Source organism: Bacillus sp. FJAT-45350 (genome assembly GCF_002335805.1).
Taxonomy (GTDB): domain Bacteria; phylum Bacillota; class Bacilli; order Bacillales; family NISU01; genus FJAT-45350.
On the sequence record NZ_NISU01000005.1, the window covers coordinates 16454 to 31537 of the forward strand.

The 15084-nt window shown below is 37.1% G+C and carries 12 protein-coding genes and 1 tRNA gene; all 13 read right to left on the minus strand.

Annotation, left to right across the window (positions count from 1 at the left end; genetic code table 11):
- Nucleotides 1-15: 15 nt before the first annotated feature.
- Complete coding sequence (locus CD003_RS21085; protein WP_096203235.1) at nucleotides 16-975, minus strand: protein kinase domain-containing protein; 960 nt, start codon at nucleotides 973-975, stop codon at nucleotides 16-18.
- On the minus strand, nucleotides 944-1687 hold the full coding sequence (locus CD003_RS21090; protein ID WP_096203236.1) for a VWA domain-containing protein: 744 nt from the start codon (nucleotides 1685-1687) through the stop codon (nucleotides 944-946). The genes CD003_RS21085 and CD003_RS21090 overlap by 32 nt, the downstream gene beginning before the upstream one ends.
- Before the next feature lie 286 nt (nucleotides 1688-1973).
- Nucleotides 1974-4463, minus strand: a complete 2490-nt coding sequence (spoIIE, locus tag CD003_RS21095) for a stage II sporulation protein E (protein ID WP_096203237.1) — start codon at nucleotides 4461-4463, stop codon at nucleotides 1974-1976.
- Between the two features lie 312 nt (nucleotides 4464-4775).
- A tRNA-Met gene (locus tag CD003_RS21100) sits at nucleotides 4776-4852 on the minus strand.
- 126 nt (nucleotides 4853-4978) lie between these two features.
- Nucleotides 4979-5473, minus strand: coding sequence for a S1 domain-containing RNA-binding protein (locus CD003_RS21105; RefSeq protein ID WP_096203238.1), 495 nt, complete (start codon nucleotides 5471-5473; stop codon nucleotides 4979-4981).
- A gap of 81 nt (nucleotides 5474-5554) precedes the next feature.
- Nucleotides 5555-5935 (minus strand): FtsB family cell division protein, encoded by a 381-nt coding sequence (locus CD003_RS21110; RefSeq protein WP_096203239.1) that lies wholly within the window; start codon nucleotides 5933-5935, stop codon nucleotides 5555-5557.
- A complete protein-coding gene (gene yabQ / locus CD003_RS21115) occupies nucleotides 5935-6534 on the minus strand; it encodes a spore cortex biosynthesis protein YabQ (RefSeq protein ID WP_096203240.1) in 600 nt (199 codons plus the stop codon). Before yabQ ends, CD003_RS21110 begins: the two co-directional genes overlap by 1 nt.
- Nucleotides 6531-6836, minus strand: a complete 306-nt coding sequence (gene yabP, locus CD003_RS21120; RefSeq protein ID WP_096203241.1) for a sporulation protein YabP — start codon at nucleotides 6834-6836, stop codon at nucleotides 6531-6533. The genes yabQ and yabP overlap by 4 nt, the downstream gene beginning before the upstream one ends.
- A gap of 226 nt (nucleotides 6837-7062) precedes the next feature.
- Nucleotides 7063-7332, minus strand: a complete 270-nt coding sequence (locus CD003_RS21125) for an RNA-binding S4 domain-containing protein (RefSeq protein WP_096203242.1) — start codon at nucleotides 7330-7332, stop codon at nucleotides 7063-7065.
- A gap of 10 nt (nucleotides 7333-7342) precedes the next feature.
- The gene (gene mazG, locus CD003_RS21130) at nucleotides 7343-8812 is read right to left on the minus strand and encodes a nucleoside triphosphate pyrophosphohydrolase (protein WP_096203243.1); all 1470 of its coding nucleotides are present in this window, start codon (nucleotides 8810-8812) and stop codon (nucleotides 7343-7345) included.
- 2 nt (nucleotides 8813-8814) lie between these two features.
- Nucleotides 8815-10416 carry a putative polysaccharide biosynthesis protein gene (locus tag CD003_RS21135; protein WP_179295665.1) on the minus strand — a complete coding sequence of 534 codons (1602 nt, stop codon included), beginning with the start codon at nucleotides 10414-10416 and terminating at the stop codon, nucleotides 8815-8817.
- A 136-nt stretch (nucleotides 10417-10552) separates the two neighbouring features.
- Nucleotides 10553-11092, minus strand: a complete 540-nt coding sequence (gene spoVT, locus CD003_RS21140; protein WP_096203245.1) for a stage V sporulation protein T — start codon at nucleotides 11090-11092, stop codon at nucleotides 10553-10555.
- Between the two features lie 279 nt (nucleotides 11093-11371).
- Entirely contained in the window at nucleotides 11372-14917 is a 3546-nt protein-coding gene (mfd, locus tag CD003_RS21145; protein WP_096203246.1) for a transcription-repair coupling factor, read from the minus strand.
- Nucleotides 14918-15084: the final 167 nt, after the last annotated feature.

Genomic DNA, 15084 nt, shown 5'->3' on the forward strand with positions numbered 1-15084 from the left:
TAATACTTCCCTTTATTACATTAATTGTCCAAACAAGTATAGGACAAATGCCAATAGAATAAAAGAGGTGATTAGAAAGATTTCTACTGCATACGAAGATTTTTTCTTTTCTTTTTTTTGTTTATGGGCTTTTCTAGTTTTAGGAGTGTGCCTTGGTTTATAGCTTGAGCGATTACTTATTGCTTCTACTAACTCTTGTCTCATCGATTGTGCTTCATCGTATTTACCAGTTAACGCTTTTAAAATAACATTTTGATAAAGACGTAACTCATCTTTTTCTTCTACTGCTTGCTTTAGTTGAACAATTGCTTTCTCACCTTTTTTTTCAAATCGGGAAGGGTAGCTACAATTAATCATAATCATGGCTACTGCAAATAAATCATAGCTAGGCTCTGCCTTTCTTGTACCTAATCCCCAATATCCCCGGTCATAAAACTCCGTATATTCCTTTATTGAGCGACCTAATAAGGTCGTTCCACCAACATCAAGCCAACGAGTCCTAGACGGAGGTCCAACAACGAGTAAATTTTCTGGCTTCAAATCTCCAAAAACCCAGCCCGCACGATGAAGACGATCTAAGTCTCCTAATAACTGAACCATTAAAATACCAATCCACTCTTCACCCTTATTCCTGATAAAGGGAATTAATTCGATTCCTTTTAAATATTCCATCACATAAAAGGGTATTGTACCACTATTTGTTACAAGATCGTCTACATCTAACAAAGAAGGTCCAAGAACTTGACCTTGGACCTTTAAAAAGTGTTTAAGAACATTGACTTCAGATGTGATTGACATATTATCAACGCCAATTTTTAAGGCCACTTGACCATGCGCAGAATCGGCTAAATAGACGTTTCCAGTCGCTCCTGAGCCTAGTTTTTTGACTATTCTATATGATTTGGTATGCCATTTACCTACAATACGTGTTCCTATTGGTAGGTTACATTCCAGATTCTTCGAGTAATTCTTCATCACGAGAAATCAAACTCCTTCTCGAGCTATTTTTCGCAAAATGATTTAACGCCGCCTGTAAAGCTGGACCCGTTGGAGTAATTCCTCCTGATGATAGTTTATGGAAAATACCCGTTAATGAATTTAGCTTTGGTGTCCAATCTAGTAAACGGTCTATTTCTTTTCTCTTACCTGGGAAGCTGTATAATGAGAAGCGGTTGTCACCCATACGGGATGTTAAACTTATTGAAAGATCCGTTAAGGCCTCTTGTACCATCGGCAACTTATTCTTCATACTAGCACTAGTATCTACTAGAATAAGAACCTCTAGATTAATTGTCTCTCCCAACTCATCTACTACTTCCATTACCTCTCCTCGTTTATCAGGGGATAAGTCTTCCATTTCTTGATTTTTCCCTAAAATTTGTTGAAGCTCTTTATTAACAACACCCTGAAGTGTTTGTGTCATTGCTTTTCTTGTTACCATTTGAACTGTTTGGGCTAATTGTTTGGCATAGACTACTTGACTGACTCCACCGCCTGCCATTGCAATTGCTTCTACTTCTTCTACTCCACGTTGACTCATTGAACTTTGACTATCCTCAACCACACCAATAACATTAACCGTAATCCCTTGTTCTTTCGCCAAAGCGGCAAGAGCAACTGGGTCTTCTCCTTGATTTGAACAACCATCAGTTAGTAATAGAATCTGCTTTAACGTTCCTTTACCCATAATTATCCCCTCCAAATGTATGAATGTTACCATCCTTCACCATTTTGATAGAGTTTATACATTAAGAAAACGTAAAGCTACTTTCCTTAAAACAATGAGCGAACTGACTATCATATTTTTAAAGATAACAACAAGTGTTTTTGTTGTTATCTTTGTGAGCAAGTCATTTCCCTTCCTCGAATTCACTTCCATATCTTCTATATATCAGATTTTTAGTATACAAAAAACTGCACCTCCAATTGTTATTCTAACAATTAAGGTGCAGTTCAATTTTATCCTAATAATTCTATTGTGCTTTCTTAATACGGCTTGGCTTATACATTGGGATAGCCGCCCACTTTGGTGTGTTTCTCATTACTTTTGAAACGATAATCGTCATGTCATCGTCTATTTGCCCACTACCATTACGTATTACTCTTTCTAGGATTACATCAGCCACCTCTTGTGGGTCATCAGTAGTAACCTCTGAAATGATACGCTTAATCCAAACTTCTTTGTTCTCTATATGCTTTGGTGCCTCAAATATACCGTCACTCATCATGATTAATAGGTCTCCTGGCTTTAGTTCTTCATGAACAACATCTACATCAAATTCTTGAATAATCCCCATCGGTAAATTTCCTGCTTCTACTTTGGAAACCGTATCCCCTCGTTTGATAAAACTTGGGATTGAACCAATTTTTAAGAACTTTGCTGTAGCATCCTGTAAGTCAATCATTGCTAAATCTAATGTCGAAAATATTTCATCTGTTGTTCGAAGAGAGAGAACTGAGTTAACTGATTTAATCGCTACCGTTTCCTCAATCCCTGATTGAAGTACCTTTTGTAATAACTGAAGAGTTTCATTGCTCTCTAAGTGTGCACGTTCACCGTTGCCCATCCCATCGCTAATGGCAATGGCGAATTTCCCCGAACCTACTTCAATTGTAGAATAGCTATCACCAGAAACCCACGCTCCTCCTTTGGCTACGTTTGCAACTCCCGTATCTACGACAAAGCGTTTGGCTGAACCAAATGTTACATGACTATATCCATTAGGATAAAATCCGCTTTCTGCATTTTTGACAATAACCGTTTCTTGTAAAATATCTGATAACATTGGAGCTATGACTTTTTCTGCTTGACCATGACCACCATCATCGGCAATACTCATTTCAATTTCAATATTGCCTGCTTCTAAACGATAAATATCTAAGTGCCCTACCTCTAAACCAACACCTCGAAGGGCCTCGATCATTTGTTCTTCCTGAACATAGTGGCATTCTTTTTCTTTTTGTATCTCTTTGGCGAAATCACCCATAACTCTTGATACTCCTAGTAGCTGGTCAGCTACTAGCCTTCTGCTTTCAAGTACTTGCTTCTTTAATTTTTTATTTGCTTGAAAATGTCCAAGCTCCTGTTGTATGACTTGTATGACTCGTTCTGCTTTTACACAATGCTTCTTCCATTCATTTACTAGAACTTTACTAGTTACCTCACCATTTTTTTCAGTTTCTATCATAAGAGTTTGCATTGACTCATATGTTGTACTAAAGTCAGTTACCCAGCACTTTTGTTTTTTAAAGCATGTTTGACATGTTTTTTCTGTCACATTACTTAAGAAGTAATCAATTTCTTTTTCCTTATCATCGTGGTCAATATTCATTGATGTTGCTGAAAAACTATTTGATAGTGTTTGAAATAGTTTTGAAAATTGGTCAACTCGACCTGCTGTTACATCACGTATTTTTCGTAAATATTGCTGTTGCTCTTTTGAATGCTCAACTGTTCCTGGAATAAACCTTGATAGTTTGCTAATCCAAGACTTAGGTGTTAATAGAAAAACAGCGATAGCTGCCAATGACTCTGAAACCGTCACCATAATATGGTCTGCACCTTCACCATAAAGTCCAATCAGCATCGTTCCAATTAATAAACCGAGACTGACACCGATTTTTCGTCCATCTTTTAATAAACCACCAAGAAGACCTGCAAAGGCTAATAAGCTCATTTGATAGAGACTTGCTACACTCGCTAAGCTTAAAATTAGCCCAGTCACCACCCCAACAGTAGAACCGATTGCAGCACCTGCTACAAAGGCAAACATAAGTACAAGATAGCGAGCCATAATATGCTCAACGGACATATCATATATCATCCAGCCCACTGTTCCAGTCATTACAGAAGCTAGCAATATAATTAAACAAACAATTTCCTCATTTTTTAGCGGTTGTTGTATTTTCTTCACAGTAATTAACGGTACACTTTGCAAGAAGATCATCGTTAAGATAAAACTTAACCCAGCTTCTACCCCAGCCATCATCCAGGCATACTGACTCACCTCTCCAACAAGCACATATGTAAGGACAATTCTCGAAAGTACGCTTGCCGTAAAGACCGTATATGGAAGGAGCTTGACAACATCATCACTAAAGGCTTCCACTACCTTTTGACAAATAAAATATACAAGAAGTGCTGCTAATACAAACCAAGCAGTATCATAAACGGTTGTAAGAGCTCCTGCAAACAAAGCTAATGCTGCAATTCCTGCTTTTTCCCTTTTCAGTACATAAACTGCTGCAACAAAAGGCAACACAAAGGGCGTAATTTCAGAAAGAATCATAGCTCGTCCAAGTAAAATCCCGACAATAAAAATGAGTAACCCCCACTGGAAGAACAAAAGATTAGCCCCTTGTTTGATTCGTTCAACACCGTTTCCAGCAAGCGAATTGATTCGCTCTACATAAGACCAATCACGAACAGGTTCCATTACATCTTTCGTTACTTTACGAATCATCCTTTAACACCCCACCGAATTTTTTTAGTGGTTTCATTATAAACAGAGTATGCTTTAAATTTTTGTCAAAATAAGAAGTCGATTACAAAAAAGTGTTCGACTAGTTTCGGTATAATCTCTCAGAAGTTTCCAGCCTTACTCACGATTAGCAGAGAAAGATGAAGAATCATAAGCAGATGAATCGGATATGTGTTAATTATGAATTATGATTTATGAGTTATGAATTAAAAGGATTAATGAATAATGGGAAGTACAAATAAATAGGTCAAAAAAACCATACTCCTATTGGAATATGGTTTGTTAGTATGTGTATGGTAGCGGCGGAGGGAGTCGAACCCACGACCTCACGGGTATGAACCGTACGCTCTAGCCAGCTGAGCTACACCGCCATAAGATAATTATTAGAATACAATAGGACGACAATAGTGTCAATAATCATTTTATTAAAATAAACGAAAGACAAGCGAATTCGCTTGTCTTTCTTCACATTCTATATTTGCAAGTAGCAGCAAGTCTTACCCTCGACGTGCGCCTCTACCACCACGCTTAGTTTCAGTTTGACGCTTTAATGTTGTTAAGCGCTCTTCACTGTCCTTTAAGAAGCGATTCATTTTATCTTCGAATGACATCACTTTCACCGGTTGGCTATGACGACCTCCACCTCGGCTACCTCCTCTTGGACCTCCACCACCTTGTGGACGTCCTCCTTGCGGGCGGCCTCCTTGTGGGGGGCGACTACCTTGGGGGCGAGGGGCACGCGTTACTTCAGCAGGACGGTCTTTCGCTTTACGAATAGAAAGTCCAATCTTGCCGTCTTTTTCAACATTGACGACTTTAACTTCTACTTCGTCTCCTACTTTTAAAAATTCATTAATGTCCTTAACATAGTTGTCCGCAACTTCACTAATATGAACAAGACCAGTTGTACCACCTGGCAGCTCAACAAAAGCTCCGAAATTGGTAATACCAGTTACCTTACCTTGCAACTTGCTGCCTACTTCGATTGACATGAAAAAATTGCTCCTCCTTAGAAAAACTAAAAGTAATTATTATATAATTTTTTTCATTATACCCGAATTGAAAAATAAGTGTCAATCCGTTGGAGCTTGTGGCAATTTAAAAATTGTTTCTCCTGGCTTAGAAAGATAGTAATCTCTTCTTGCCACTTCAGCAATATATTCTAAACTATTATAATTCTCTATTTCCTCAAGTAATACATGTTGCTCATCTTCTAACAGTTTTAAATTTTGCTCCAGAGCCAACCTTTGCTCTCGCTTCTCGTCCAAAGTTTTAGCTTGAGTATGAATTGTCATGAGGGTAAATATTCCGATTACGAATGAGGCAACTCCCAGTACTGTCAAACGGCGAACTAACCCTTTCCGCTTACGTTTTTTTTCATTAGAGTGTATTTCTTGCTGCTTCATGTACGGTGAATCTAGTTCCCTTACTTTCTGTTTGCGTTCTGTGACCATTACTCATCACCCCTATTACTCCTTCTAAACAAGTAGTCTATAATTTTTTTACCCTTTTGGACATACTTATTTTTTCGTATCGCTCCTACTACTTTATATATTCTACATAGCTTGTATAAAAAAATTCCAATCCACCTGAGAGGTTTATAGAAAATCTTGAACAAAGTAACTAAAATTGTCAATAGAAGCGTTACTAACATCATACATAACGTATAAAGGAGTTTCAATAAGGATTTTAACGGATTATAAAGCATAACGATAAAAACTGAACGCATGAACCGATATAAAGAGATAATTCCAGCTATCACCCTCTCTAACAACATCTGATAATGACGTTGAAAGAGAGCACGATAGGCAGCAAACCCACAAATAAGTGCTAACAGTATATAGAACCTCATTTCTCCTTGATTCACATTTAAGAGAACATAAAATACAAGGAGCCCTTGAACAATCCAAAAGAGTAAATCATTTAATGCAGTCATCCAATGGAACGATCGTCTTTCTTTTGCAAAGCGCCCATAGGTATCGATGGCTGCACCAACCCAAATTCCCATGGCTACCATTGAAAGCATCGTATTTAGTTGTACCGTTAACGTCACTTGAATAACTTCCCGAATAGACCTTTTGACTTTTCATTTTGGTTATCATCTAAATAAATTAAGTCGTATACTTTCCCTTCAATTGATACATTCCCTAGCTCAACATTTAAGTTCTTCATATGAAGATTACGACCCCGAACTGATAAAAATCCCATCTCAGTTTCTAATAAAAACTCTTCATTATCAAAGCTCTCTACTTGCTTAACCCCAGTAATATCAAGTGTCTTTCGGTTTCTAAGTGTAATGTCATGTTCCTTTGTTTGTCTCTCTCTTCCCATCGGTGTACCAAATTCATAATCCATACTTCTCTCCTCCTAATCAATGCCTTTAGGACATGTATATGAGAAACGAGAAAATATAGAACAAGCCTTTTTTAAGGGCAATTATGAATTATGAGTTATGAGTTATGAGTTATGAATTGGCGGAAGAGCGAATTGCGAATTAAGAATTGCCAATGGCTACTAAAGTAAGTAAGCCATTTTTTAAACCTAATTTGCAATTTGCCATTTGCAATTAACAATTATCCCTTTAAAACGGTTCTTGATTAATGCGTTCTTCTTTGACGATTGTGAACATTGAGCTTGCTTCGTCTTTCTTTGTTGTTTCTTTTAATAAGTCAACTGTGACTGTTACAATTTTATTTCCGAAGCGTACTTGAAGTTCATCGCCTACTTTTACATTCGTACCTGCTTTTGCAACTACTCCGTTAATTGTAATCCTTCCTTGGTCTGAAACTTCCTTTGCTAATGTTCTTCGCTTTATAAGTCTAGATACCTTTAAAAATTTATCTAATCTCATTAATATCACCCTATCGATAGTCTTTTTTTGATTTTTCCCAGATTTCATCTAACTCTTCTAACGTTACATCTGAAAACTCAAGCCCTCTATTCTGAAGTTCTTGCTCAATTATTTGAAAACGATTATAGAATTTTTCATTTGTTCCGTGTAAAGCTTCTTCCGGTTGTATATTGTAGAAACGTGCAAGATTAACAAGAACGAAAAGAATATCGCCAAATTCTTTTGTCATTTTTGTCTTGTCATTGTTCTTTATTTCTGCAAAAAATTCACTTATTTCTTCTTGTAGCTTCATCCACATTGGTGCAGCTTCATCCCAATCAAAGCCAACCTTGGCAGCCTTCTTTTGTAATTTAAAGGCACGCATTAGAGCTGGAAAACTTGTCGGGATATTAGCTAAGATTGAATCATATTTTGCTTCTTCCCCTCTTTCTTCTTGTTTAATCTGTTCCCAGTTTTTCACTACTTCATCGGCATCTTCAGCTTGTCCAGTACCAAATACATGAGGGTGCCTACGAATCATTTTTTCAGTTAACGTTTCAATAACGTCATCAATAGTAAACCAACCTTCATCTTCGCCAATTTGAGCATGAAGCATGACTTGCAGTAATACATCCCCTAGCTCTTCAGCTAAATGATCATCATCTTCTTCGTCAATTGCTTCTATTACTTCATAAGCCTCTTCAATTAAATATGGCTTTAACGACTTATGAGTTTGTTTAATATCCCAAGGACAGCCATTTGGTCCACGAAGTGTCGCAATGACGGAGCGTAACATAGAAAAGTCTTGGTATAGAACAGTTTCATCCTCAACAGGTGGTACATAGACAGCTGTTAAATTATTCAACGTTGCAACTCTATCTAATTCGTACAATGGAACTGTCACTAAGCTTTCTTCTGCAGATCCAACAGCAGTTGCAACTACGACTTCATAATCGTCAGGCAGTAGCTGCATTAATGTTAGTTTCACTTCAGAAGCAATAAATGCATCATATACCTGACAGATAATGATATGCTGACGAACTTGTAGCGCTTCACGTCGTAGCATTGTTCCATCAACAACCTGACACCCGTCGATTGGATCAATTTTTAATGCCGTATACATTGGGTCTAAAAAGCTTTGTCCACCGACAACTTCAACTTCAACTTGAATTTGATTTTCTTCACTTTCTTGCAGTAAAAATTGAACGGTCTGTTCAGCAACAAGAGGATGACCTGGCACAGCATAGGATACATCTCCTTCTTGTGCAGCCTCAAATAGAGAATCGGCAATCGTACGATACACATCACCAAATTGCTCATTTGCTTCGTACACATCATCAAACGATTTGTATCTAAGCCCTTCCTTCTCAAGTTCTGTAACAGCAGGGTGATGTTTTGTACGGAGATATAGAGGCTTTGCCTGTAGAATTTTTTTATAAATTCCTAATGGCATTTGCTCCAAATCACCTGCACCAAGGCCAAAAATTGATATCTTGTTCATAGTTATCGCTCCTTCTTTAATATGTTTTGTAACGAATTGAGTTTTTCTCCTTTAGGAATAACTGACATTTCATCAGGTGCAAAGATTTCAAACCGTAAGATACAAAATAGAAAAACAATGGCACCGACTGACACACTACTTAGAGCAAGAACTGTTTCCTGAAACCTTGTAGCTTCCATCGGAATCACAAATGTTTCCATTCCATTTTTCCACAAGTATGTAACGACTGACATAATTAGTACTGAGAGTACAACCCTAATATAGATAGCTTTATATCCTGTAAAAATAGTATGTATACGCTGTAAATAACGTAGATTTAACACGGCTATTATAAAAAATCCAGCGACGGTACCAATAGCAGCACCCATCGTCCCTAAATGAGAAACAAATAAAAGATTACAGATGAGCTTTACAATAAGACCGATCACAACATGAAAAGCAGGGGCTTTCATATGACCATACCCTTGTAAAATTGCTGCTGTTGTCATTACGATTGAACTAAACAGTATCGTAAAGCCTAGTACCGCTAATACATTAGAATCAGAGCGGTCTGTAAATAACATCGCATTCGTTGGACCAATAACAATTGCTAAACCGACAGCTGCACTTAAACTCACAATAAAGGTTAAGCGAAGAGCTAGTTCTGATTGCTTCTTAACAGTATCATTATCCCTCTTTGCTTTTGCCTTCGATATCATAGGAACAAGAGCTAAAGAAAAGGCTGTAGCAATCACTGTTCCTAGTTGAAGCAATGGTTGTCCACGGTCAAAAATACCTTTTGTTATTTTCGCTCCTTCTACCGTCCAACCTCCGTCTTGGAGGATTCGAATTAATGTCAAGGCATCGATTAATTGAAAAAATACAAATACAAGTGCACTAAAGCAAATGAGTAAACTATCCTTGAAAAGCCGACTAGTTATTTCTCTAATTAATCTCCAATTGGTATGTAAACGAAAATACGAAAGCTTTTCTGATTTTAGAAAGTATACAAATAATACCATGATCCCAATCAAAGCACCAAGTACCGATCCTAAGGCAGCTCCTGTACCCGCAGCATATGGCCCATAAGAAATAAAGTAATAAGCAAATACGATAATTAGCAATACTCGTGCAAACTGTTCACCTACCTGAGATACAGCAGTAGGCTTCATATTTTCATTTCCCTGGTGATAACCTCTAAGGACTGATAGAAAGGGAATCATAAGAAAAGAGAAAGCTGTAACCTGAAGTGGAAACTTTAATTGTTTATCTCCCATAAATTGTGCAACCGCACCTGCACCAAAATAAACTAATGCAAAGGATACTAGCGATACGAACATCAATACATAGAATGAAATAACAACGACAATACGTTGTTGTTCTCTATCTTTCCCATGTTCAGACAAAATCTTTGAAATCACAACCGGGAACCCATAAATAGACAAAATTAGAGCAATCCCATAAAAGGGATAGACCTGTTGGTAAACATAAAACCCAATATCTCCAGCAATATTTTGGTATGGAATACGATAAGCAGCACTTAATACCTTTGTAATAATCGCTGCAATTGAAAGCAATATCGCTCCTTGCCAAATCCGCTTTACATGTTCATTCCCCGTTTCCATGACCATCCCCCAATAACAAAACACTAGTAGCATTATAACAAGGCAATGATAAATTATGAATTACGAGTTATAAATTAATCATAAAAAAGAAGAAGGGGGTTAAGTTCCCCTTCCTCAATAAACAGTAATGATAGTATTAGTGTTCCATTTGTCTTGCTAGGAAGCCTGCGGCTGTTTCTGCTAGCTTTTGTTCGACTTCACCTGATATGGATTGTTCTTTGTTAAGCATAACTACAGCCCCAATAGGGTCACCATTTGCAATGATTGGCGCTACAACATAACCTTTTAAATCTTCTTTATTCTCGCCGACGATATTATATTCGCCTTCTGATGATTCAACTTTCGATTTTCTTTCTTCTAGCACTGTTTCTACAATTTCTCCAATACTCTTGTTAGAGTAATCTTTCTTTGAGCCACCTGATACAGCAATATATGTATCACGGTCGGCAATTAAGACTACGTGACCTAAACTGTCATATAGAGCTTCTGCGTATTCTTTTGCAAAATCACCAAGCTCAGAAATGGGAGAATACTTCTTAAGAATAACTTCTCCATCGCGGTCTACGAAGATTTCTAATGGGTCACCTTCGCGAATACGCAACGTCCTTCTAATTTCCTTTGGGATAACAACGCGTCCTAAATCGTCGATTCGACGTACAATACCAGTTGCTTTCATACCTGTGATGCCTCACTTTCTTATGATGTAGTAACTAATGGTAAATTTGTTGATGTAAGCTACCTTACGACAACTACGGTGCGTCTTGTCTATATTATCTTTCCATAAGGAAGAACTATTCACCAATTTAAGAAATTGCTTGAACACATCAACTTACTATATCTACCAAGTATATTTTATGAGGAAAAAATACTCTTTCTATACAAATATCGATCACTACTCATAGAGGGCTTCACAGTATATGAAACATACGTTCGTTAAGGCGGAGAAAGTTACACATTATTTCTCAATTTTTTCTGTTGAACTTTCTTTTTTCTTTACTTTATGAAGGTTAGAAAGTACTTTTTCAATTAAATCTAACAGCTTTTCATCTGTCAGTCCTTTTGTTTTAATCACAGTTTTTAATTTGTTTCCAGAAGTTCCTAGAGTGACATTACGACCTAGCTTGTTTGCAAGCTCAAATAATTTTGCTCCATCAAGCTTTTGACTTTGTTCTTCTGAAATTAATAAAGAACACTCATCTTTTGTACATGAGATCGATTCAACTTTCTCCTCATTCGCTAGTAATTTAATTGTTGTTACACTAAACAAGTAACCAACTTCCTTTGGATATTCACCAAATCGGTCAATAATTTCATCTTGTAGGTCAGCCTTATCCTTCAATGTTTCAATACCTTTGAAGCGTTTGTACATTTCGATTTTTTGCTTTGAATCCTGGATATAGCTTTCCGGAATATACGCATCAACATTAATTTCGATTTCAGATGAGAATTCAGGCTCTTTTGGTTTATCACCTTTTCTTTCTTCGATTGCTTCTTTAAGCATTTGAGAATATAAGTCGAATCCTACAGATTCGATATATCCATGCTGCTGAGCACCAAGTAAGTTTCCGGCTCCTCGAATTGATAAATCTCTCATCGCAATTTTGAACCCTGAACCAAGCTCTGTAAATTCTTTAATTGCCTGTAAACGTTTTTCCGCTACTTCAGTTAATACTTTGTCACGCTGATACGTAAAGTAAGCATAAGCTACTCGGTTTGAACGCCCAACCCGTCCACGGATCTGATACAACTGAGAAAGACCCATTCTATCTGCATCGTAAATTATTAATGTATTTACATTAGGAATATCGACACCTGTTTCAATAATCGTTGTCGTTACAAGAACATCACTTGTTCCTTCTAGAAAATCAATCATGATTGCTTCGAGCTCTCGTTCGTTCATCTGACCATGTGCAAACGACACCTTTGCATCAGGGACAAGCATTGAAATTTGCTCAGCCATCTGAGAGATGTTTTCGACACGATTGTATAAGAAATACACTTGTCCACCCCTCGATAATTCTCTCTCGATTGCTTCCCTTACTAATGATGCATTGTATTCTACTACATATGTTTGAACAGGGAAACGATTTTCAGGTGGTGTTTCAATAACCGATAAATCACGAACACCAAGCATAGACATATGAAGTGTTCGCGGAATTGGTGTAGCTGTTAATGTAAGTACGTCGATATTCGCTTTCATTTGCTTGATTTTCTCTTTATGTGTCACACCAAATCGTTGTTCTTCATCAACGATAAGTAATCCTAAATCTTTAAACTCTAAATCTTTAGAGAGAATTCTATGTGTTCCAACGACTAAATCGACTGCTCCAGTCTTTAGCCCCTTCATCGTCTCAGTTTGTTCTTTTCTTGTTTTAAAACGACTCATTACTCCTACATTAATCGGGTAATCAGAAAACCTTTCTCTAATTGTTTCATAATGTTGTTGAGCAAGTATCGTTGTTGGTACGAGAATAGCTACTTGTTTTCCATCCATAATTGCCTTAAAGGCAGCACGAATCGCCACTTCTGTCTTTCCGTACCCAACATCTCCACAAAGAAGACGATCCATCGGTCGTTCCTTCTCCATGTCTTCTTTAATTTCTGTAATCGCTCTTATTTGGTCCTCTGTTTCTTGATAAGGGAAGGAAGATTCAAATTCTCCTTGCTCGACACCGTCTATAGAGTATGAATAGCCCTTACTTGCTTCTCTTTCTGCATAAAGTTTGATAAGGTCATCGGCAATATCTTCTACGGTTGACTGGACTTTCTTTTTAATCTTCTTCCAATCATTTCCCCCAAGTGCATAAATCTTTGGATCCTTATCTTCTGAACCAACGTATTTTTGAACCTGATCGATTTGTTCGACAGGCACGTAAAGCTTATCATTCCCTGCATAGCGTACATGCAAGTAATCTTTATGAATACCGTTAATTTCTAATGTTTCTATTCCTAGATACTTACCAATCCCATGGTTTGAGTGGACAACTAAATCTCCAACCTGTAACTCAGAATAGCTCTTAATTCTTTCTGCATTGGAAATTTTTTGTCTTCTTTGCTGTCGCTTAACCTTTTGCGTAAAAATTTCTTCTTCTGTAATTACAACTAGTTTTTCCATCGGTAGCTCAAAACCACTATGAAGCGCCCCAATCATAATTTGAAGATTACCTGAAACCAATTCGGTCCCTCTACTAACAACAGAAGCTTGAATCTCATAATCTTCTAATACATGACTTAAACGCTTGGCACGGTCATCAGTTGCCGCAAAGAAAAGCACTGTGAAACCAGCTTTTTGCCAACGCTCGGTTTCACTCTTTAATAGGTGTAATTGACCGTGGAAGTTTTGCATCGATTTACACTGTATGTTCACAATATTTTGAGGTGAAGTTGATGGAACATGACGTAAAAACAAGGTTAAATAGATACGAGGTTTGTTTGCATTTTGCATTAATTCCTCATATTCTTGTGACATTGTTAAATCAGATATAACCTCGCCCTGTTCTAGTAATGCTGTATTCCATTCTGCTTCTTCCTTATCAAGACTTGTTGCCATCTCTTGTACTCGGCTAATTTCATCTACAATAATTACACAGTTACTACTAATGTAATCGAGAATACTTGTTTTTTGTTCATAGTAAAGAGACATGTATTTATACATACTTTGAAAAGATGTTTGTGATTTTAATTGTTGTATTTCATACGAAATATGCTCGGTCATCTTTTCTTTAACTTTTTTATTCTTTAGCTTCTTCAAGCTTGCGGCTAAGCCTTCTTCTAGCTTTTGTGCCCCACTTTTGTAGTGTTCAGGAAAAAGAATTACTTCATTTGCAGGTCCAATTGTTACGTTCTGAACCTCTCCCTGAGAACGTTGGTCGTCCACACTAAAATAACGAATTGAATCGATTTCTGTGTCAAACAACTCGATCCGTAGTGGCATCTCTTCAGTTAAAGGATAAATATCAAGAATTCCGCCACGAATACTAAAGTCACCAGGTGACGCTACCATATCGACACGCTGGAATCCTACTGCTACAAGAGTAGTTAATAGTTTTTCAACTTCAATTTCTTGCCCAACCTCAAACTTAATTTGACTTGCCTTCCATATTTCTTTTGGTGGAATTAACCGACGTAATCCAGCCATTGGAACAATAACAATTCCTGAAAACTCATTAACTAAAAGATTTAAAACTTCCACCCTCTGAGCTTTCATCTCAGGACTAGCAATCGCAATTTCAGAGGAGATTAACTCATTTACTGAATAAAGAAACACATGTTCCTCTTCAATTAAATCTGTTAAATCTTCATATAATTTTTGTGCTTGATATAAATTATGAGTAACGACTAGCTGTGTTCGCTTAGTTTCCTTGTATATAGTTGCTATCATTAGTGTTCTTGCCGATCCTGTTAAACCAGCAATTAACTGTTCACTTAAATTCGCTTCGATTCCACTTGTAACCGCTTTAATTTCTTCACTTTTTAGTAAATAGTGTTGTAAATCTAACATCGATGTTCCCCCTAAGTCTATCTCATCCTACAAAGTAACTTCTATTAAACTTACTTCATTCCTCTTTTAATTTTCTTACTTTCTCATTTAAAGGGGTTCTTACTATAGTCCCCCCTATAACAATATGGAAAAGTTATTTATTTTTCATACGAAAAAAAATAGAAAAA